The sequence below is a fragment of the Acinetobacter beijerinckii CIP 110307 genome (genome assembly GCF_000369005.1).
Taxonomy (GTDB): domain Bacteria; phylum Pseudomonadota; class Gammaproteobacteria; order Pseudomonadales; family Moraxellaceae; genus Acinetobacter; species Acinetobacter beijerinckii.
In genome coordinates this window covers 76,826-98,328 of sequence record NZ_KB849765.1, presented here as the reverse complement: position 1 = coordinate 98,328, position 21,503 = coordinate 76,826, and the positions used below count along the sequence as shown (strand labels likewise).

Sequence of the window (21,503 nt, the reverse complement as noted above, 5' to 3'; positions counted from 1 at the left end):
TTAGCTAAAGTTAAATAATTTTTTGAAACTAAAGGTTGGTTTCAACATCCAAACACCCAACTGATTAAAATATAGTGAATCTTCTTCAAAGAAGTCTCTCGACTCTTTTCTGTAAAGTTTTAATATTTGTCCACCTTCTTCCGCAGAAAAAGTTTGTTTCTCTAAAAGTGTTGGGCTTTCTATAAGAAGATAGAGTAAGAACTGATTCAAAATAAATGATGCATGCTCTACTTTTGAATTTATACAGCCATCAGCTTTGCCGAATTGGTGCATGCCACAAGAATAAACATGCTCCTGATCTGAAACAGTTGGAATGAATGCTTTATATAAATCAATCGGATTCTGTGCATCGAAGTTTAGCCAATCAGATCGAGGATGAGTAAGTCCTGATGTTTCTATTTTAATCGCTAAGCCACCTGCTTTGAGTAGAGCCTGACCCAGTAATAAAGCTTGTTGTACCAGTGCTATTGATCCAGCTTCGCAAATCACATAAATAACCATATTATGTTGTTCAATTTCTTGTAACTCTTGTTCAGAGAAACGATTCAAACTCTGCTGTCTAAATATATGACTTACTTTAGGATCATTTTGAAATTCTTCAATCTCAGCAAAATAATCACTGGTTAAAGATTTAATAATCACCCCTGCGTAAATATATCCTGTGTCATGAGTAAGAAGAGCATGCAACAAGGCTTGATGGTTTTGCCAGATACCAGGAATACATAAGATAATATTTTGTTGACCTTGTTCATTCATAATCATATTTTCTAATGAATTATTTTTTTGATCATACAATAATTCTTGCTAATTTCTGCCTTTATTTACGATCTAATTAATTTCGATAAGTTGATAATTTGGGTTAAATTATTATGTTAGATTTCTTTTTAAATCTATTTATGAGCTAAACATTTATACTCAGGTATACCTGAGGTTGTATTAATCATCCAAGATGAAGAAGCTAAAAGATGAAATTTAGATTTTCATCTTTTTATTTGAGTTTAGATGGATTAGCAGTATGGTATCTGAATAAATTTTCATGGAACGATGGCGTTGAATCAGCTACCTAAATATGTGTATTATCTACTCATTGCACAAGCATTTAATCTAATTGCCGCAGTATTATCGGTTACTGTTTCTGCTATTGTCGGTTTAAAGCTCGCACCTACGCAGGTATTAGCGACAGTTCCTTACGGTTTACAGTTTTTAGCGATGTTGCTGACGACCTTTATTTTTTCATTTTTGATGAAACGATGTGGGCGTCATGTTGTATTTCAGTTTGGCGTACTCTGCTTATTTGCGGCTGGTATTTTTGGATATCAGGCTTTATTAAAACAAGATTTTTGGCTGCTGTGTCTTACACATTTTTCGCTTGGGCTTTTTCTATCTACAGCGAGTTTTTATCGTTTTGCAGCATCTGATCGTTTGTCATCTGCTTTAATCCCTAAGGCAACTGCCTTGGTAATTTCAGGTGGCGTGGTGGCAGCTGTAATTGCACCTGTATTAGCCATTCAATTTCAGAAAGTGAACGGCTTGCCAGATTTCACCGCAATTTATTTGATCTTTTGCGGATTGGCTTTGTTGTTATCGCCGATTTTGTATTTATGGAATTCAAAACACAAATTACAACAAACTCCACAGCCAAAGGTTGAATCGCTGAATCGAGTAAAAATGTCAAAGCATCTGGTTGTTGCTGCGATTATTAGTGGAGCATTTGCATACTATATTATGAATGTGATGATGATTATGTCGTCTTTGCATTTAAAAGAACATCACTCTTTTCATTACGCATCAATTTCAATCCAGTTGCATGTTTTGGCAATGTTTGTCCCATCATTCTTTGTGTCAAAGCTAATTCAACGTTGGGGAACCCATACGATTATTTATACGGGTTTTATTTTATTAATGTTGTCTGCATTTATACCGATGATGGGACAAGCAGGTATCTTTATTAATATCGCTTTGATTGTTTTAGGTGTGGGGTGGAACTTTGCTTATTCTGGTGCTTCGACATTATTGGCTGGATTGGAAGAACAACAAAAGCATCGTGTTCAAGGAATCAATGAAACGGTGATTGCATTATTCGCCACTTTAGGTGCTTTTTTACCTGCACCAATCCTCACTAGTCTGGGATGGAATAATGCAAATTTATTGGCGCTTTCACTCACCTTTGTTGTGCTTTTAGTCTTGATTGGTTTGAGTCGTCGACAGCATGCACAAGTATCATCAATGTAGCCTAAATTTGGATAAACACGCTAAAATAGCTGCTTAACTCTTAGCTGTAGAATTTTTTACGATGACTGATCTCCAAAATGATGAATATGACCGCCGTTTCGCTGGTGTGGCTAAAATTTATGGAGAAAGTTCATTTAGTCATTATGAAACTAGTCATATCATGGTGATTGGTATCGGTGGTGTAGGCAGTTGGGCAGTGGAAGCTCTCGCTCGTTCAGGAATTGGTGAGCTAACTTTAGTGGATATGGATGTCGTTGCTGCATCAAATATCAATCGTCAATTGCCTGCGATGACTTCTACTTTAGGACAAGAAAAAATTGAAGTCATGGCAGAGCGTTGCAGACAGATCAATCCACGTATTAAAGTGAATGTGATTGATGATTATCTAACAGCTGATAATGTTAAAGAGCTTTTAAATCCTGTTCCGAACGTTATTTTGGATTGCATTGATGACGTCAAAGCCAAATTTGCGCTGATGCTACATTGTCGTTTTAATAAAATCCCGTTAATTGTTTCGGGCGGTGCTGGTGGCAAACTTGATCCATTGAAGATTCGAGTGGCAGATCTGTCTAAGACAGAGCAAGATCCGATGTTGGCAAAGTTGCGAACACAATTACGCTCTAAAGGTATTTGTAAAAAGCCAAAAGAAAAATTTGGAATAACTTGCGTCTATTCCATCGACAATCCGTTTTCAAGCGCTGATGTTTGTACTACGTCACTCGGGCAGAGCCCTCATCTTGCGCCTGGACAAAGCGGTGCTTTGTTTAATCCAGGCTCAGGACTGCGCTGTGGCGGTTATGGCTCGGCAGTTGTAGTGACATCGAGTTTTGCAATGGTTGCTGTGGCTGAAGTTCTGAAAAAACTCGATAAAATGAGGGCTTAACTGAAAGCCCCAAAATTTAAACTTGTGGGTACTGTGGCGCTAAACGGTAGTAGCTATAGGTAACGTTAGGGTCTTTATATACATCATAACTGGTTTGCTTGAAGTCAGAGACCCATTGTGATCCGGTAAAGCCAGCAATATGCCCATAACGATGTTTTTTAGTACGGTGGATAATATAAATATCACCAGGTTGCGGGTTATTAAACTCAGGTTTGATTTTTTGATAACCGATTTGTTGTAAAGTACGCCCCCAATCCGAAGCTGCGACAGGGTGTTGAACGATATTTGCACCCGCTGACTGTAAAGCGATTCTAACAAATTTAGCACATTGAGAAGAGCTACGATAAGCTGCTCGTTTGGCTAACTTCTGAGAAAACTTACTCACATCAATTGCTGGTACTGACGGAGCTTTTGGCATCTCTCGATAAGGAATAACCACCTGTTGCGCGGGTGGGTGAATCATACTGTGGTCAACTGAAGGTACATCATAAATCATTGTGAATCTCTACCGCATTTTCAAAACAACTGAACGTGTGCCAGAATTTATTACGGCGCCCATAGTAAGCGAAAAACCTTAAAAAAACTGAAATGTAATGTAATAATATAACATTTAGACTGTGGTGTAGATCACTTACGACAAAATACGATTTAAGAATCTTTTTATTTTCAGTGGCTTGTTGGTTGATTAGTTTAGATAAAATGATTTGTAAGATTATATTTCATTTTGTTTAAAAAATAGACGCATTGGCGTCATTTTGTAGATTTTTTAAAAATCTTTTGAGTTGAAATAAGTTATTGTTTAATAAGGTTATTTAAAGAAAAAATTGAAATTGATTTGTCCCACTCATTTATTTAATTTTCTTCAGATAATGCAACTAATTCAGGCATGTATAATGGATTTTAACACTCAATGTGGTTAGGAAAAACAAAGTCACTCAAAGCATGATGCAGAAATTAGTAAAAGACTAAATATTCTATTTTTAAGTAAAATATCCAATTTATAGGATTAATTAGTTATCGATAACCTGTAGATATCTTATATTTTTTGTAGATTAATCAAACATCGAATAAGGATTTAATCTTCCCATTGGATTGTTTGAACAAGGTGAAGTTGTGTAACTATATTCAAGCATAACTGTGCATTCACGTTGTTATGCTCAAGTGATTAATGAAAAATTTGGGTTTCGGCAATTGCAACTGTTACTCAATATTTTAGATTGCGTTACATTTCAATGGCGACAGAAGCCTGTTACGGCAGAGAAAATTTAACTTTGATGCTCTGTTAATGTTAAATAGTCTTCAGTACGTTGCATTGCTGCCTGAATATTTTGAATGGCATGTTCAATGTCTGCGATGGTTTTAGCATTGCCACCACTTAGTGCTTGGCGCCATTTACGTGCACCTGGTAAGTTTTGAAACAAACCAAGAATATGACGAGTGATAATAGAAAGTGGAGCACCTTCCGCCACACGCTGATGAATATAAGGCATCATCTGTTGCATAATCTCGAAACGATTAGGCTGTTGTAGATCCCATAGCTGTCCCATCTCAGCCAATAAATAGGGATTATGATACGCCTCACGTCCAATCATGACGCCATCGACATGCTGTAAGTGCTGCTGAGTTTCTTCAAAAGTTTTGATACCACCATTAATCTCAATAGTGAGATGTGGGCGTTCTTGTTTAAGACGATATACATCTTCATAGCGCAGTGGTGGAACCTCACGATTTTCTTTTGGTGACAAACCTTGCAAGATTGCGATCCGCGCATGCACGATAAAATGCGTACAACCTGTAGCTGCTACGGTATCGACAAAATGCAGCATTTCTTCATAAGACTGCATGTCATCAATTCCAATACGATGTTTTACCGTGACAGGAATTGAGACTGCCTTTTGCATATTGTGAATACATTCAGCTACTAAATTTGGTTCAGCCATAAGACAGGCACCAATTTTATTGTTTTGGACACGATCACTTGGACACCCGACATTTAGATTGACTTCGTTGTATCCCCAATCTTCAGCCATTTTGGTGCAGGTGGCGAGATCTTGTGGATTGGAGCCACCAAGTTGCAGCACGATTGGATGCTCTTCTTTATTAAAGTCCAAATGACGGTTAGCACCACCGTAAATAATCGCTCCAGTAGTGACCATCTCGGTATATAGCACCACATTTGGATTAAATAAGCGCGCAAAGAAACGATAATCTTTTGTTGTCCAATCCATCATCGGGGCAACACTGATTCGCGGAGATTGAGTGTTTTCAATGTTTTTGTTAATAGTCATTAAAAATCATACCTTTAATCTATGTTTCGCAACCTGCGCGAATCTGTTTTAACCTGTGTTTAGGTGGGTTAATCGGTTTGCATTTACACCAAATTTTACACCATAATCAAAAAAACAGGTTGTGGTGTAAATTATGGGGTCAATTACAGCAAGGAAAGGTGCAGATGGTAAAGTTAACTATCGTGCTGCGATTCGAATCAATCGAATGGGCTTTCCTACTTTCTCTGAAAGTAAAACATTTCACTCAAAGAAGTTAGCTGAAAACTGGATTAAGAAACGAGAAGTCGAAATTCAAGAAAATCCTGATATTTTGCTTGGCAAAGAAAAGCTGATTGATCTGACCTTATCAGATGCCATAGATAAATATTTGGATGAAGTCGGGAGCGAGTACGGAAGGACGAAACGCTATTCTCTGCTCTTAATTAAGAAGCTACCAATTGCGCGCAATATTATCACAAAAATAAAATCAGTACATTTGGCCGAGCATGTTGCTTTAAGGAAGGGAGGAGTACCTCATCTAAAACTTGAACCTATTGCGACTAGTACGCAGCAACATGAGCTTTTACATATCCGTGGTGTGCTTTCTCATGCTGCTGTTATGTGGGAAATGGATATTGATTTAAATGGCTTTGATAAGGCTACGGCTCAGTTAAGAAAAACACGTCAAATTTCCTCAAGCCAAAAAAGAGATCGACTCCCTTCAACGGATGAATTGATTGCATTAACGAAATATTTTACAGAACGATGGAAGCTAAACCGTTACGGTTCTAAGTATCCAATGCATTTGATTATGTGGTTTGCTATTTTCTCATGCAGACGTGAAGCTGAATTAACACGATTATATCTTCGAGATTATGATTCACATCACTCAACATGGAAAGTGCATGATCTAAAGAATCCAAATGGCTCCAAAGGCAATCATAAATCATTTGATGTCCTTGATCCTAGTAAGGAAATGATTAAAAGATTAAAGCAGTCAGAAGTTCGTGAACGGATGTTGAAGCTTGGGCATGATGAAAACTTACTATTACCTTTGAATCCTAAAAGTTTGGGTAAAGAATTCAGAGAAGCCTGTAAAATGCTAGGTATTGATGATTTACGCTTTCATGATTTGAGACATGAAGGCTGCACTCGCTTAGCAGAACAGAGTTTTACTATTCCTGAGATTCAGAAGGTGAGTTTGCATGACTCTTGGAGCAGTTTACAGCGTTATGTGTCGGTGAAGGCAAGAAGGAATGTTATACAGTTAGAGGAGATACTACGCTTCATCGATGAAACGTAGCATAATCTTTAGAAGCTTCTGAATACTTACTGTCTAAAATATCTGCCAGATCTTTAATGTGCACCAAAAAAGGTGCACGTTTACTTTGATCTATTTTAAACACTGAGAAAGGGAATTCTTGATTATTCGCCTTTCTCAGTGCTTCAGCTTTACTAAGATGAGGGTAATAGTCGGAAACTATTGTCATCAGTTCAACGGTCATAGAGCGATATTTCATAAATAGGTAGTCAGCGGTGGTAAGCTGAAACATTCCCATTATTAAATTTTCAACCCTATTAGACAAATTTTGAGTACAAAATCTCAAGAGAAGTCTGTAGTCCATCTACTCTATATAATGCATCTGTACCTATAAGATAGCTTTTTAGGCATCTGATCCGCTCCCTATAATTCGGATTTTTCTTACTAAAACGGTTGTTAGCAAGAAACCCATTTAGGCATCCAGAATCATAGTTAAAGTAATAGCAACTATTCGACTCAACAGTATTTTTTATACGTTGTAAGAAGCTTAGGTCTGTAAAACCTGATGGTTCATCAATGTAGTCTTTCTGCAAGATCACGATATAGCGCAGATTCATACGCTTATTTAAACAAGGTTCTTTCTTTAACAAAATGGCTAAACATTTATCAGGCTCGATCTGATTCAACTGTGCTTTTAGTTCATCCCCAGTAGCTTCCTTCAAGCTATTAAAATGTATTGTATTATGTTGATCTGCATCATAATTAATACTCGACTCTTGAATTTCAAAACCGGCAGAGTTTCTTTCAATACTTTGAAATAATGTATCCACTTTTTTCTTTGAAGATTCAAAAGGCTTAGACCATTCTGTAAGGCTATTTTCAAAATCGATAGTTTGTGTAAGATATTGGAAATGCATAGATAAATTAAATGCATCAAATGGATTAATCACAGAAGTTTGATTTTGCTGAATTATGCCGTGCTCATAAGCTAGCTTCGCTAAGTTTAGATTAAATGGATTCAAGCTAATATTTGACATATTGCCATTAAACCAAGGTGTATTATTCAACCAAGGGATAGTTTGCGTTGCTTGCATCAGAGCTACATTTGTGCCTTTAGCTGCCTTTTCAAAACTTTTAAGAGATGAGTTTCCAATAATTGATGTTGCTTGATAAAAATCAGATGGACTTGGATGTGGTAGAGCTAATCGCGCACCAGTGCTACAAAAATATGCAGTATGAGCTACTGAAAGATCTTTTTTAGTCAGCATTAGAATACCCCTTTATCACTGTTATTCAGCAAAGTTGCGTTAACTGTTTTAACTACTTTTCTTGGACGACCAGCATTAGAGCCTCGTTGAGGTGGTTGGCTGGTCTGAATTGTTCTAACGCTTTTCAGTTTGTTAAACATGAAGTACTGTTCCTTTTTACAGAAATATTGAACACAGTCATCTAACGCTTTACGTTTTGCGGTATTTGTGTAGCCAATCATTCCTATACATAGAGTTTTGTATTTGTGTTTTGCCATATGGCAGTTATAGGTGCAGCCTCGATCGTTCGTAAGCTTCTTCCAGTACTTGGTAATTTCATGTGCAAAATACCCATCACTTTGATGTAAATTGCCATCCATAAAAAACAGAGCATGGACGTGAAAGCCCTTTTTCAACCCATGTTCAAACTTCAAAATATAACCTTTGATTTGGTTCAATATTTTGTTGTGCCTTCTGTTCCTTAGTAACCGTGCAATCAACTCTTTTAAAGATTGCAAGGCATCTTCAGAATGAAAAGGGTGTTGTAGTTCATCTGGGCAATAAGGGGTTAAGTTCTCTAAAGGTGGCTTAAAGGCAAAATCAACACGTATAACCAAAAGTTTGCTGAATTTGGCAAAGCATTGGTTTATCGCTTTACGACAAGACTTTAAGTTTTGTTTAGCCTTTTCCTCACGTTTTCGGATAACATTTTTTACTATAGTGCTACCCATTTGCTCACGAATCAGTTGAACGAATTGATTTAATAAATCTGCTCTTGGCTGTATATGTACAAGAGGCTGGGAATTTGGTTGTTCAAATAACCCAATCAGATCTAATTCGGTATTTAAAAGTTCTTTTGCTTTGAAGAAACATAATATTTCTTCACAGACGATAAAGTCTTTCAGGTAATTAAGATCAATGCTTGTAATATCATCAAAGACAGGGACAAATGGTCTTATCCACTGAGCGTAGTAAAAGAAACCCTTAAATACGTTGAAATCATCGGGTTCAACTTTGGCTGCAAATTCGCTTTGCGTTTAAACATTCCCTGACGAATGACACTATATTGAGCATACATTTCAATCGGTGGTCACGATATAAAATGGTCTGTTCAATCTCTGATGATGGCAGAAGTTCAAATGCACCATCACTAATGAGAGGATAAACAATCGCAGGTGTTTGCGCTTTGTAAGGTTTAAGAGGCATGAGTGTACCCCTTAGCTTTATAGCAAAATCTATACTGATTAATAATCAGTAGTGTTTTGTATAACACTACTGGAATAGGTATATACAAACTACCCAGATGATAAGTAGTACATCTATTGGGATAATATATACTTAATAGTAATATTATCCTTAATTCAGAGGTTCGGCCTGATCGAGGTTTTAAACTTTGACTTTGTGATGAACCCGAAGGTTTTTTAAGTATTGCGGTGTACATACTTACTGTCCTAAATGTTGGATTAGTTATGGGAAAAAGCCCATTAAATTGAATAGCTACCTTGAAGCAGAAAGGACACTATCCAATGACAGTAAATTTACATGGATGTAAACAAAATTATCGGATGGCCCGAGGTAAGTAAAAAAAACGAATAATCATTATTTTTCAAACTGTTGTATAAATTTTTTCTTTAATTCATCATTTTTATTAATTATGGTACGAATTCGGGTTGCTAGATTGTCAGGCATTAAACCATGTTTGTGGTTGTTGTCTTGCCGATGATTTTTCATATATTCATATAGCTGTTCGGAAATTCCTTCCGCCAAAACTCTATATAGCTCTGTCTTATTTTTATACTTTTTTTCATATTGGTTGTCAGAAATTAAATCGATGATTTTCTTATCAAAAACATTATAGATTTGTTTTTTTTTGGAATTACCTTCTAGATTTAAAGTTGAACCATTTAGTTTTTTAAGTAACTTTGTATTGTTTAACAAAGTATGCCCTTCACATATAACGGGTATGTTCTCTATTTTTTTATTTGAGTTCGGAGATCTTTGGTATTGTTTAAAAAGACCAATAGTGATGCACTGATTTATGGCTTTTTCTAAGTGTTCTACTACTTCCGTATATGATTGATCAGGATGTTTATTAGCATCTTGAATAGAGTCGGGATAATTAGGTTTACTAATGTCTTTATCATCAATATCAAGTTGATAATATAATTCTATAGTCCGTAATAGTTCTTTAATTGGTTCTTGCACTTTCTGTTGATAATCATTTTCATATGTTTTGATAATCTTTTGAATAAGCTGGAACCCTTCACCTAAAGTCATCTTTATTGGCAGTTCTTCTTTTATAATTGACCCTATGACTGTAGCAATAGTTATTGCTATGCCTGTAAATAACTGGTTTATTTTATTCTTGGAGTTAGGTGCACCACCAACGCTCATTATTTTTATATCAAGAAAATTACAATCGTAAATTTCCTTAAGCATGTATTCAGGAATAAATGACCCTTTCAAGCGTAGAAAATTGTAAGAATAAATTTTACCTGAATACTCAAGTTCAATTTGAGCATATATTTTAATTTCTCTTATATTCTTTGAATTAGTCTGTATTTGGTGGAATTCATGAACACTAGGATTTTTTTGTTTTGACATGTCTTTTAACAATGCCATGACAAATTTTTTAGCTGATTTTAGATTGGATTTTATTGCTATAGGTACGTCAAGCCCTTCAAACAGGTCTGTTACAGTGTCTGGCTTTTTTTGTTTGTCTTTAATACGCATAATAAGGCTTCAATAGGTGTACACACTTAACTATTTTAACTTTAAATTCATAGGTTTGATTGCTTTTTGTTAGTGTCTGAAAATAGCATTATCACTATGTGCTTTCTCAGAACGAAGAGTATAAAAAAGCCCTAGATGATAGGGCTACTATTGATTATTCCTCGGCTGAGTTAAGAAGATCTTCCCTGATTTGGCCAGCTTCTTTGATAGAAACATTATTTGATTCAGCAATTTTTTGAAGCTCATTTTCGCGAGCTTCTTTGTAATCTTCTTCTTGCTGTTCAAGATTTAAATCTTTTCTCATGTTGATCCTTCTTTAGTGGATAATTTTTAGTTGGATCAATATGCAGAAAAAGTTCTAACTTTTCAATATTACAGATGATGAAATATAACATTAAAATTTTACGTATTATCTGTTTGCTTGACGCTCTACATTGCGCAGATTATCCTTAGCCTGCTGACCTACATCGTCAGTCGGTTTTGACAGACCGTTATCATCTAGCACATCAAAAAAGTAATTTTTTGGTGGCGAACTCGTTCGTTCCTCCTCCGTTGCGGTAGGGCGAGGGAGGGACGCCTTGTGCGTGCCGGTTCCTAGATGACTGGTCTGTCAACCCTTTCTCGTTCTGCCACCATCATTTGACAGTGACTTGGTAGAACTTCTAAATCATCTAGGAGTACGCCATGCGCTTACATCAATACCGTCTTTTATATTTCTCTTTTTTCATGTTTGTACCCTATTTACAACATAGCGGTGATTAGACCTCGTGCTGTGCTGTCGTGCATGTATCGCTGTGTCGATGACTTTCTAAGAATAAAACTTTTTCAAGTACATATTACCGATATGAAGATGAATCTCTCATGCTGTTTTGAGGGTCATAGATCCGTGTGCTTTATCGTCTATAACACTTCAAAAAAAAACAGAGAAATTCATTCAAACATAACTGACATGGGGAACATCGCGTCTGATCAAGACCAAGACAGGTGATGCCTATAAAAAAGAGAAAATGATGATGATCAACACATTCCTAAAAACTACCCTGATTTCAACCCTATTTGCTACAGCCTCATGGACACATGCAGGTTGGTTTGCCACACAAAGCGAAGCCTATTTTGTTCAAGCGCGTAACTTGGGTGGCGGGGCCTATCAATGTATGTATAAAACCAATCCTGGTAACCGTGGCTGGCGCAATTTCACCGTGAATTTTCAAGGTGGTTGTCCACGCTTTGTCTATTTCAATGCCAAGAATGGTCAAGTTTCAGTGCCTAACTAAACACTGGGAGCAGTGAGATGAACCAAAAAACCATATTGGGCTTGGCTGCGATCTTGGCATTGACCCTGATTAGCATTGCAGGCTTTTATTTCTTTAGTCCTAAACATGCTGTAGAAAAGCCTGTTCAAACAAGTGTCGATAACAATGCCAGTGCCGTACAAGCATCAGAAGTTGCTGCTTCAGAAGCAGCATCAAACGAGATTCCCGCAGCGGAAGTGGATGGGATTGATGTTAAAGAATTGACCACAGGAAGCAAAAGTCAAAATACATCGAAACATGAACCTGAGTTACTCAGCTTTGAGTTTGATCAGAACTTAAAAGCAGCAGAAACACTCGAGTACATGATGGCTTATGCTGAGCTTCCTGATTTTGAGCAAAAAAATATTCGCCAATATCAGCAATATGTTGTCGATAAAATTGCGAAAGACACAGGGAAATCCAGCCAACAAATACAGGTCTTGTCACGTGGTGCGCTTGAATCGGAACAAGTCGGTAATCGTTATTATGTCTACAAATTCAAGGTCGGCAAAGACTGTGAAATTCACATGGTCAGCACCGACATGGATCAAGGCGACTATAAGGTCAACTATAACTACTGCTCAGGATGAATGTGATGAAGCAATATTTAAAACCAATCCTCATGGCAGTGACTGCAACAGTCAGCATGATGTTCGTTGGATGTAGTTCAGGTCTTGATCCGAATACCTTTACGGTTGAACTGGATGTTAAAGACACCAGTAACTGGTATGCACAAAACCAATCCGCCAGTGTACTCACCATTCGTTCCAACAGTGCCGATCCCATCGATGTAACCAATGTACTGATCAACAATGGTGAATGCGGTTATGAAGGTTATCGCCGATCGTTGGAATACCCACAACATTTTAAAATGGGTTTACGTTTAAGCCTGAAATTAACAGGTTGTGGCTATAACAATGTGGTACGTGTCGATGTTGAAACTGACCAAGGCACTGCAAGCTATAGCTTTCAATAACCTCGTTCAACGCTAAGCCAAAGCACTCAATTAAAATTTAAGCTATACACCAAACCAAACCGTGTCCTTAAGGGATGCGGTTTTTTTATGCCCACAATTCAGCTTTTGTACTGAATTCAGTCTACTTGGAATATTAAATGTCTCTTATTCGCTGTCCTTTTTGTCAGTCTGTCCATGTTCAGCAGACTGATACAGGCAATCCCAACTTTAATTATTTTGAGCAACTGCAACGTTGTATTTCCCCCACACAAATGGCGATGTTCGGCATGCAGGTCGCCAAAAAAGCAGGCGTTTCACCTTTTATTGGTGCAGCGATTGGAGTGGTCGTCGGCGGTGTCCTTGTTGTGGTCAGCCAATACTGCTTTGAAAAATATTACAGCAATGCCGAGCACTATCTCTGCTTGGATTGCCAACATAGCTTTGCATGGGCGAAGTAATCACATCTTCGCCTTTACACGGTTACATCGTTGAATTTACAGATTCTTTAAAACTTTATATCACACTCTTATTTTAGGAAGACTCACCATGGCACATCAAATTGAAAATATGGCTTATGTAGGCGAAACCCCTTGGCATGGTTTAGGCAATCAATTGACCCCAAACCAACCGATCGAAGTCTGGGCCAAACAAGCAGGCATGGACTGGCAGATTGAAAGTTCCAATGTCAGCTATATGGCTGAAAACCACAAAGGGCAAAACCTGATCCTCCCGCATGATGAACAACGGGTGTTGTACCGTTCCGACACCCATGCACCATTATCCGTAGTCAGTCAGCGCTATCAAGAAGTGCAACCCAAAGAAATTCTACACTTCTATAAAGACCTCACTGAACAATCAGGTTTTGAACTGGAAACCGCTGGGGTACTGAAAGGTGGCAAGAAATTCTGGGCTTTGGCAAAAACAGGGCAGACCTCGGCTTTAAAAGGCAAAGACGTCAGCAATGGCTATATTCTCTTAGCCACAGCTTGTGATGGCACTCTTGCCACCACTGCACAATTCACCTCGATCCGTGTGGTGTGCAATAACACTTTAGCCATTGCGCTGAAAGGACAAAACGTAAGTGCAGGCGTAGTCAAAGTCCCCCACAGCACCAAGTTTGATGCAGAGAAGATCAAACAACAATTGGGGATTTCAGTACGGGCATGGAACGAGCACATGTATGAAATGAAACAGCTCAGTCAACGTAAAGTCACTCAACAAGAAGCCGCTGCTTATTTCGATGCGGTATTTAACAACACCAGTCTCAGTATTGCAGAGCAGGAGGACAGTATTGTTCAGTACTACCGCAATGCTGCAATGTCCAATCAACACAACTCAACCCCCAAAGCAGACAACAAAACTGAACCGAATGGGCGTGCGATGTCCAAAGTCATGACTATGTTTAACGGACATGGACGAGGGGCAGAACTCAGCTCAGCCAAAGATACTGCCTATGGCTTACTCTGTTCTATTACAGAGTTCGCTGATCACGAGCGTCGAGCCATGAGTCAGGATCATCGATTGGATTCAGCGTGGTTCGGTGTAGGGGCTGGCTTAAAACAACGTGGACTAGAACAAGCACTGCGTTTATTGGTTTAAGTTAGCTTTAAGTTTTTGAGATTAAATTGAATCTTGTCAATCAAGCAAAGTTTATGTTGCACTATCTCCAGAGCATAAACCCTTTATAGCCACATCAACACGATGTGGCTTTTTTTATGCCTGCTGATTTTTAAAGTTCACAAGCATTTCAATTTAATCCTCTCAATTTAAATCTTTCGAATTCAACACAACTTATAGATAAAAGGATAAATCAATGAATCCTCAACGTTTTAATATCGCAAATTCAACACCCGTCATCCCCAGTTCCATACCATCCTTGCCGATGCCATTGCCTACATCACCCGATTCAGCATCGGAAACCCCACAACGTCCAAGCAGAACACGACAGCAGCATTATCCTAAAACCCAACAAGGGCAGAGACAGAGCCGTGTCGGAACATTGCGTCCCAAGCGCTTGGCTGAAACCAAACATATGAGCCAAGCTGAATGGCTAAGCCTCCGACGCCAAGGCATTGGCAGTAGTGACTGTGCTGCCGCTTGTGGACTCAACCCCTATATGTCGATGCTCGAACTGTGGATGATTAAAACAGGTCGAGTGAAACAATCCATTGAGGATGAAAGCGAAGGACATGCACCTTTGTATTGGGGTAACCGGCTTGAACCCTTAGTCGCTGAATACTACAGCATGCACACCAATTATAAAGTCCGTAGAGTCAATGCCGTGCTACAACATCCCGAAGCTGACAAACATTTCATGTTAGCCAACTTGGATTATTCGGTAGCAGGTGATGCTGATGTACAGATTTTGGAGTGTAAAACCGCAGGGGAATATGGCGCAAAACTGTGGCGAGATGGTGTGCCTTTATACGTGCTGTGTCAGGTACAACACCAATTGGCAGTGACAGGTAAAAAAGCTGCGCATATTTGCGTACTAATTTGTGGGCATGAAACTCGAATTTTTAAAGTGACACGTTCTGAATCAGTGATTCAACACATCATTAATGCCGAACGTTACTTTTGGGAATGCGTAGAAAATGATACCCCGCCTGAAGCGGATGCCAGTGAATCAGCAGCCAAAGCTTTACAGCTTTTATATCCCGAACATGTGCCACTCAGCACCACAGATCTATCCGAAGATGAAAGTGCCAATCAACAGTTTGAACAACTGATTCAAGCGCGCAACCAAATTGAAAAGCATCAGGAGCAATTCGATCTGCTTAAGCATCAACTGCAAGCCAAGATGCAGCAGGCAGAACGCGCAACATTCTTAACAGGCTCAGTGACGTGGAAAAAGTCAAAAGACTCGATCAGCTTAGACAGCAAGGCCTTACTCAAGCAATATCCTGAATATTTGAATCAATTTCCACAAAGCAAAACAGGTTCACGGCGTTTCAACATCTATACCAATGATGATTGAAAGCGATTTAGCCTAAGCAAAATATCCAAGCACTCAACATTAAAACAGACCGCCTAAACATCCCATGCCTCTGCGCATGGGATGTTTTATGCCGATTTCATTTTTAAACCAACAACGCAAAACAGTTCCAAACCATACAACAGCATAGAGGACATTAACATGATCAAAGGTTTAGCGATTACACCACCCATACTTGGGCGCATCAGTATCGGTAAAGTGGTAGAAAAGAACGGCAAACGTTTACCTGAAAAGGATGACCAGTTTACGATTACCAGCCAAATCCAAGGCAAAGAAGGATGGGTCAAGCATCCGCTTGATGAACAACTTCGTGCCAAAGCATCCAACCAAAAACTCAGAACCATACCAGTCCGGATGATCTTTAATGATCCTGAACTCAGTTTGCGGGCAGAGTACAGCTTATTTGACCGTCAAACTGGGCGACCTGTTTGTGTGGGTAATGGTGAAATCTGTCAACGCTTAACCAATCAAGGCGTAGAGCAACATCCATGTCCGTCACCTGATTTGTGTCCATTGGCACAAGGAGGCAACTGTAAACCCTACGGCCGTTTGCACGTCAACTTAGATGAAAGTGATGAACTGGGTACTTTCATTTTTAGAACTGCGGGGTTTAATAGTATTCGAACTTTGGCTGCGAGACTGAGTTATTACCATGCTGCATCGAATGGCTTACTGTCATGTCTACCACTGCAATTGACACTTCGAGGTAAGTCCACCACACAAAGCTATCGAACGCCTGTGTATTACGTGGATTTAACTTTAAGAGATGGCGTGAATCTGCAACAAGCCATTCAAATGGCAACCGACATTGATCAGCAAAGTAAGCAGAGTGGTTTTAATCAACATGCTTTAGATCAAATGGCTAGGCAGGGTTATGATAATGCAAGATTTGAGGTGAATTCGGAAGAGGGATTGGATTTGGTGGAGGAGTTTTATATGGATGAGAATTTTGAAGAGAAGCATCAACAGGATGAGCATGTTCAGACTAAATCAAAACCTAAACTCAATCAGGGAAAGGGTTTTGTACATGATATCCAGAAAGGGTTGCAGCAGTCGGTGCAAACTTTGAATTAATCAGGCAAAACATCATGAGTCTGTTTACAGACCAACGTCAAACTTTTAAATGAAAACAATTATCAATGTTCAGAATATGGGGGCTTAGGCTCCCTTATTTTTTTAATAATAGTTATACTCAGAGTAACTTTAAATAATTTTATCAATAGATTATGAATGACTATATTCAATTAAATCGTAAATTCTCACCAATATTGTCAGATCAAAATTTAGATGTATCTAATTTAGATTATTCACTAAACATGAAGTATGCAGAAAAAAATAGTTGGGACGATTTATTAACTGAATATAGATGTGTGATTTTGGCTGAAGCTGGTGCAGGAAAAACTAAAGAATTTGAAGAGTGTGCTAGAAGAATTAAAGCAGACGGTAAATACGCGTTTTTCATTCGAATAGAGGATATTGATAATGATTTTGTCAATGAATTTGAAATTGGAGATGAAGACCAATTCAATGAATGGTTAGCCTCTACAGATTCTGCATGGTTTTTTTTAGACTCAGTAGACGAAGCTCGTTTAGAAAATCCAAAACAATTTCATAAAGCTATAAGAAAGTTTGCAAGAAAAATAAAAACTGCTGTACTTAGAAGTCATATTTACATCTCAAGTCGTCCTTATAGTTGGGGATTTAAAAGTGATGAAGAAATTCTAGATACGGAACTGTTTTATGGTGTTAAGGCAGTACAAGATGAATCAGGTAATGATAAGCAATTAAAAAGTGCATTAAAAGTTTTTGGTCTTTCGCCTTTAAGTATTGAAGATATAAGGGTATTTCTTGATATTAGGTCGGTAGAAAATATTCCAGACATACTTAATCAAATTAAAAGATATGACTTATTAGAATTTGCTGGAAGACCTTTTGATTTAGAAAATATTATTTTGAAATGGAATGATGAAGGTAAATTGGGCTCTCGTTCAGATATTATTCAATATAATATTGAACAACGCTTAAGAGAATCACATACGCAAAATAGAAAATCTATTCCTATAAGCTTTAAAAAGTTAGTTGAAGGTGCACAACGTCTTGCAGCAGCAGTTATATTAACTCGTAAAACAAATATAGGTATTCCAGCATTTGTACGAGCCAAAGATAATTTAAATGCTTCAACTATTCTTCCAGATTGGAATGATGATGAAATATTGCGATTATTAGAATCTGGAATTTTTAACGATATTATTTATGGAGCAGTACGTTTTAGACACAGGGATACTCGTGAGTTTCTCGCAGCTCAATGGTTCTCAAAACTATTAAATGGCGACAATCGACTTTTAACAGAAAGGCTTTTTTTTCGTGAACAATTTGGTGAAAAAATTGTAGTACCATCACTTCGATCCATACTTCCATGGTTAATATTGTTAGATGAAAGGATTTGCCAAGATGTAATGAAACTTCAACCAGAAATTGCTTTTGAAAGTGGTGATCCTGCACAGTTGCCAGTGCTTATTCGTAAAGAAATTTTTTCACAATTTGTTGAAAGAATTGCAAAAAACCAAGATGATCGGACAATTAGAGATAATGACTCTATTGCAAAAATTACTGATTTTGATTTAGAAGATGAAGTTTTATTACTGATAAAAACTTATTATGATAATGAAGATGTTATTTTCTTTTTAGGACGAATGGTTTGGCAAGGAAGGTTTACTAAATGTCTTTCTTTACTTACATCCATTGCTCTTGATTCTAAAAGAAATATGTACTCTAGGAGGGTATCGACACGTGCAATTATGGCATGTGGGGAAAGAGAACAAAAAGTCGATCTTTGGGCTAATTTAAATCAAACCGGAGAAAAACTAGATAGACAGTTAATTGTAGAACTTGTCGATGAAATTGATCCTAATCAAGAGTTTATCAGTTTACTCATAGAGTCTTTAAGAAATGCATCTTTGTATAAAAGATTTGAACATCGTGGGTTAACTGCTGTCTTAGAAAAATTTGTACAGAATCTTGATGCTATATTAGGATATGATTTACTGATTGGTATAGCAGAACTATTAAATTCAGGACCTTTTTTCAATATAAAAGAATACCAAATATCGAAAGAATATGCTTGGACTTTAAAAATAGCTTTTCAAATTATTGAGAAATTAATTAGAGAGCGTAATCCCTTAGTACTTGACGATAGAATAATAGAAATATTAATTAATGCTACAGCTCTAGAGTATCAAGGGGATTTTGATGATTTTAATGAAAAGAATAGACTGAGAGAAGTTATACCTACATGGCCAGAGCTTAATGATAAGTTATATTGGAATTCAATTGAAATAGCACGCGAATATTTACTTCAAAAAGAAAAAAATAGATTAACTAATGATTGGGCAATTTCATGTCTAGGGCACTTTTGGGAGTTTAATATTGATAGTTTTGATAGGATATTGAGTTATATTGATATTAAAGATTGTATAGATGATAAATTAGTCTGTTTAAATCGAGCATTTATAATATATTCGCAACAGAATAAACCGATTGAAATGTTAACCAAAATACAAGAGGCATGTGAAAGCCATTCTCAACTTTTAGATCAGTTAACAAGTTTATTAATACCTGTACCTGTTCAAAGTGATATGCAAAAAAAATTTGAAGAAGATGCAATTAAGCGAAAAACAGAACGTGAGAAAAGAGAATTAACAGAAAAAAAAGAAAAATTAGATTGGATACAAAGACTAAAGAATAATCCTGAGCAACTTAAGAACTCACCTAATATTTTAAATGGTGAATTAACAAACAATCATATTTGGTTAATGGATCAACTTGGTGAGTATGGAAGAATATCTACAGACCGTTATGCATTTCAAAACTGGAAAGACCTGATTCCTGAATTTGGGCAAGAAGTAGCACAAGCCTATCGTGATTCAGCTATAAAGTTTTGGCGAGTTTATAAACCTAAATTACATTCAGAAGAAATTTTAAAGAAAAACAGTACTCCTTGTGATTTAATTTTTGGTTTAATAGGACTGGAACTTGAATTTAAAGAGAATCCAGAATTTTATAGTAGATTAAATTCAGATGAAATCAGCAATGCCTTAAGATATCTTTCATGGGAGTTAAATGGTTTTCCGTCATGGCTAGAAAAATTTCATAAAATTTTTCCAAATGAAGTTGTTGAAGCCGTTAACAAAGAAGTTTTATGGGAACTAGGGTCATCAAATCCTGAAACTGAACAAAATTACAATCATATCTTGTATGACCTGATCTATCATGCTCCTTGGATACATACAGATATCGCACATAAAATTTTTCAATGGTTAAAAGAAAACTCAAAATTACTTCATAAAGATACTTACAGATATGCAGTACAGATTTTATTAAATTCTGATATTCAAGAGTCAGATTTTAGCTTATTAGCCCAACAAAAAATTAAGGAATTCAGTTTAACTGAGCACAAAGCATGGTGGTATGCAGTTTATGTAGATTGTGATCCAGAAGAAGGAATATCGTCCTTAACTACGTGGCTAGAATCGTTAACTTTTGAGGATGCTATACAAGCATCTCAAGTTTTTATTTGCCATTTGATGGGTAAAAGAGATTCAATAAATGGAAAAACAGGAAACAATAAGGTTAAAGAAATTAGATATTTAAAGAAATTATATTCTTTAATGCATAAATATATAAAGCTAGATGATGACATAGATAGAGCTAACTCAGGAGTATATTCACCTGGGCTTAGAGATGAGGCACAAGATGCTAGAGATTTAATTTTTACATATTTGAAAGAAGTCCCTTGTGCTGAAAGTTTTTACGCAATTAAAGATTTATTAAAAGAGCATCCAAGTGGAAATAGACGTACTTGGTTGGAAAAAACTGCTCACAATATTGCCTTGTCATGTGGTGATTCAGAACCATGGAATATTGAGCAAGTATTACAATTTGAAAATTCGGGTAATATCAAGCCAAAGACACATAAAGAATTATTTGAGTTAGCACTGCTTAGGATAACTGAATTAAGAGACTGGCTTGAAAATGGTGACGATAGTCCTTGGCTTACTTGGCAAAGAGTTGAACAAGAAACAGAAATGAGAAATCTAATTGCTGGTGAGTTAAGAAAAAGGGCACAATCTAAATGTTCAATTTCTCAAGAAAATGAGTTAGCAAATAGCCAACGAACTGATATTAGGCTTGATAACCCTACAGTAAACAGTCCAGTACCAATTGAATTAAAAATTCTAGATAAAAGTTGGAGTGGTCCAAAACTCTGTGAAAGATTGAGAAATCAATTGGTGGGAGATTATTTACGTGAGTCAACTGCTGGTTGTGGAATATTTTTATTAGTTGCCCAAGACATAGATAAGAAATGGAAAATTAGTGGTAAGAATGTTGGCTTGGATGAACTAGAGTCAGCCCTTCAAGAGTATTGGTATGGTATTGCTCATGAATGGATTGGAATAGACTCTATCAAAGTTATTGTTATTGATTTAAGTAAAAGAAAATTAGTTGCAACGACGTAATTATTTAAGTTCAGATTTGAACTAATGATGATGGATATACTAAAAAGTGTGTAACTGTTAGCTCAAATTTGAACTAGTAAGTATAAATTGGAGTAATGTTCAATGGAGTATTTACAAATAAC

The 21,503-nt window shown here is 37.0% G+C and carries 19 protein-coding genes; 11 read left to right on the top strand and 8 right to left on the bottom strand.

The features are described from left to right. A complete protein-coding gene (locus tag F933_RS05995; RefSeq protein WP_005059479.1) occupies positions 1-762 on the bottom strand; it encodes a hypothetical protein in 762 nt (253 codons plus the stop codon). 282 nt (positions 763-1,044) lie between these two features. Between F933_RS05995 and F933_RS05990 the strand changes: the two genes are divergently transcribed. Then, positions 1,045-2,232 carry an MFS transporter gene (locus tag F933_RS05990; protein ID WP_005059477.1) on the top strand — a complete coding sequence of 396 codons (1,188 nt, stop codon included), beginning with the start codon at positions 1,045-1,047 and terminating at the stop codon, positions 2,230-2,232. A 61-nt stretch (positions 2,233-2,293) separates the two neighbouring features. Next, positions 2,294-3,115: a tRNA threonylcarbamoyladenosine dehydratase gene (locus F933_RS05985; protein ID WP_005059475.1), complete on the top strand. Its 822-nt coding sequence runs from the start codon at positions 2,294-2,296 to the stop codon at positions 3,113-3,115. 16 nt (positions 3,116-3,131) lie between these two features. Here the strand turns inward: F933_RS05985 and F933_RS05980 are convergent, their stop codons facing one another. Both F933_RS05980 and dusA read right to left on the bottom strand, forming a co-directional pair. Then, on the bottom strand, positions 3,132-3,611 hold the full coding sequence (locus tag F933_RS05980; RefSeq protein ID WP_005051539.1) for a CHAP domain-containing protein: 480 nt from the start codon (positions 3,609-3,611) through the stop codon (positions 3,132-3,134). 769 nt (positions 3,612-4,380) lie between these two features. Next, positions 4,381-5,403 (bottom strand): tRNA dihydrouridine(20/20a) synthase DusA, encoded by a 1,023-nt coding sequence (gene dusA / locus F933_RS05975; RefSeq protein WP_005059473.1) that lies wholly within the window; start codon positions 5,401-5,403, stop codon positions 4,381-4,383. A 133-nt stretch (positions 5,404-5,536) separates the two neighbouring features. Between dusA and F933_RS05970 the strand changes: the two genes are divergently transcribed. Next, positions 5,537-6,685, top strand: a complete 1,149-nt coding sequence (locus F933_RS05970) for a site-specific integrase (protein WP_005059471.1) — start codon at positions 5,537-5,539, stop codon at positions 6,683-6,685. Here the strand turns inward: F933_RS05970 and F933_RS05965 are convergent. The 5 genes from F933_RS05965 to F933_RS17235 form a co-directional block, all read right to left on the bottom strand. Continuing rightward, complete coding sequence (locus tag F933_RS05965; RefSeq protein WP_005059468.1) at positions 6,669-6,941, bottom strand: pyocin activator PrtN family protein; 273 nt, start codon at positions 6,939-6,941, stop codon at positions 6,669-6,671. The genes F933_RS05970 and F933_RS05965 overlap by 17 nt on opposite strands. A gap of 19 nt (positions 6,942-6,960) precedes the next feature. Next, entirely contained in the window at positions 6,961-7,911 is a 951-nt protein-coding gene (locus F933_RS05960) for a hypothetical protein (RefSeq protein ID WP_005059467.1), read from the bottom strand. Next, on the bottom strand, positions 7,911-8,621 hold the full coding sequence (locus tag F933_RS05955; RefSeq protein ID WP_005059465.1) for a YagK/YfjJ domain-containing protein: 711 nt from the start codon (positions 8,619-8,621) through the stop codon (positions 7,911-7,913). The genes F933_RS05960 and F933_RS05955 overlap by 1 nt, the downstream gene beginning before the upstream one ends. An 868-nt stretch (positions 8,622-9,489) precedes the next feature. Beyond that, the gene (locus F933_RS05945) at positions 9,490-10,623 is read right to left on the bottom strand and encodes a hypothetical protein (protein WP_005059461.1); all 1,134 of its coding nucleotides are present in this window, start codon (positions 10,621-10,623) and stop codon (positions 9,490-9,492) included. 154 nt (positions 10,624-10,777) lie between these two features. Then, on the bottom strand, positions 10,778-10,927 hold the full coding sequence (locus tag F933_RS17235; protein WP_005059459.1) for a hypothetical protein: 150 nt from the start codon (positions 10,925-10,927) through the stop codon (positions 10,778-10,780). Between the two features lie 709 nt (positions 10,928-11,636). Here F933_RS17235 and F933_RS05940 point away from each other — a divergent pair. From F933_RS05940 to F933_RS05905, 8 genes are all read left to right on the top strand, one after another. Then, entirely contained in the window at positions 11,637-11,897 is a 261-nt protein-coding gene (locus F933_RS05940) for a hypothetical protein (protein WP_004722358.1), read from the top strand. A 17-nt stretch (positions 11,898-11,914) separates the two neighbouring features. Continuing rightward, positions 11,915-12,505 carry a hypothetical protein gene (locus tag F933_RS05935; RefSeq protein ID WP_005059457.1) on the top strand — a complete coding sequence of 197 codons (591 nt, stop codon included), beginning with the start codon at positions 11,915-11,917 and terminating at the stop codon, positions 12,503-12,505. 5 nt (positions 12,506-12,510) lie between these two features. Further along, positions 12,511-12,891: a hypothetical protein gene (locus F933_RS05930; RefSeq protein WP_005059456.1), complete on the top strand. Its 381-nt coding sequence runs from the start codon at positions 12,511-12,513 to the stop codon at positions 12,889-12,891. 137 nt (positions 12,892-13,028) lie between these two features. Continuing rightward, positions 13,029-13,328 carry a hypothetical protein gene (locus tag F933_RS05925; RefSeq protein ID WP_005059454.1) on the top strand — a complete coding sequence of 100 codons (300 nt, stop codon included), beginning with the start codon at positions 13,029-13,031 and terminating at the stop codon, positions 13,326-13,328. Between the two features lie 88 nt (positions 13,329-13,416). Continuing rightward, the gene (locus tag F933_RS05920; protein WP_005059453.1) at positions 13,417-14,469 is read left to right on the top strand and encodes a DUF932 domain-containing protein; all 1,053 of its coding nucleotides are present in this window, start codon (positions 13,417-13,419) and stop codon (positions 14,467-14,469) included. Between the two features lie 214 nt (positions 14,470-14,683). Then, positions 14,684-15,847 (top strand): YqaJ viral recombinase family nuclease, encoded by a 1,164-nt coding sequence (locus F933_RS05915; protein WP_005059451.1) that lies wholly within the window; start codon positions 14,684-14,686, stop codon positions 15,845-15,847. A 159-nt stretch (positions 15,848-16,006) separates the two neighbouring features. Next, positions 16,007-16,939 (top strand): recombination directionality factor, encoded by a 933-nt coding sequence (locus F933_RS05910; protein ID WP_005059449.1) that lies wholly within the window; start codon positions 16,007-16,009, stop codon positions 16,937-16,939. Positions 16,940-17,091: 152 nt separating this feature from the next. Continuing rightward, positions 17,092-21,381 carry an NACHT domain-containing protein gene (locus F933_RS05905; RefSeq protein WP_005059447.1) on the top strand — a complete coding sequence of 1,430 codons (4,290 nt, stop codon included), beginning with the start codon at positions 17,092-17,094 and terminating at the stop codon, positions 21,379-21,381. The last annotated feature ends 122 nt before the right edge of the window (positions 21,382-21,503 follow it).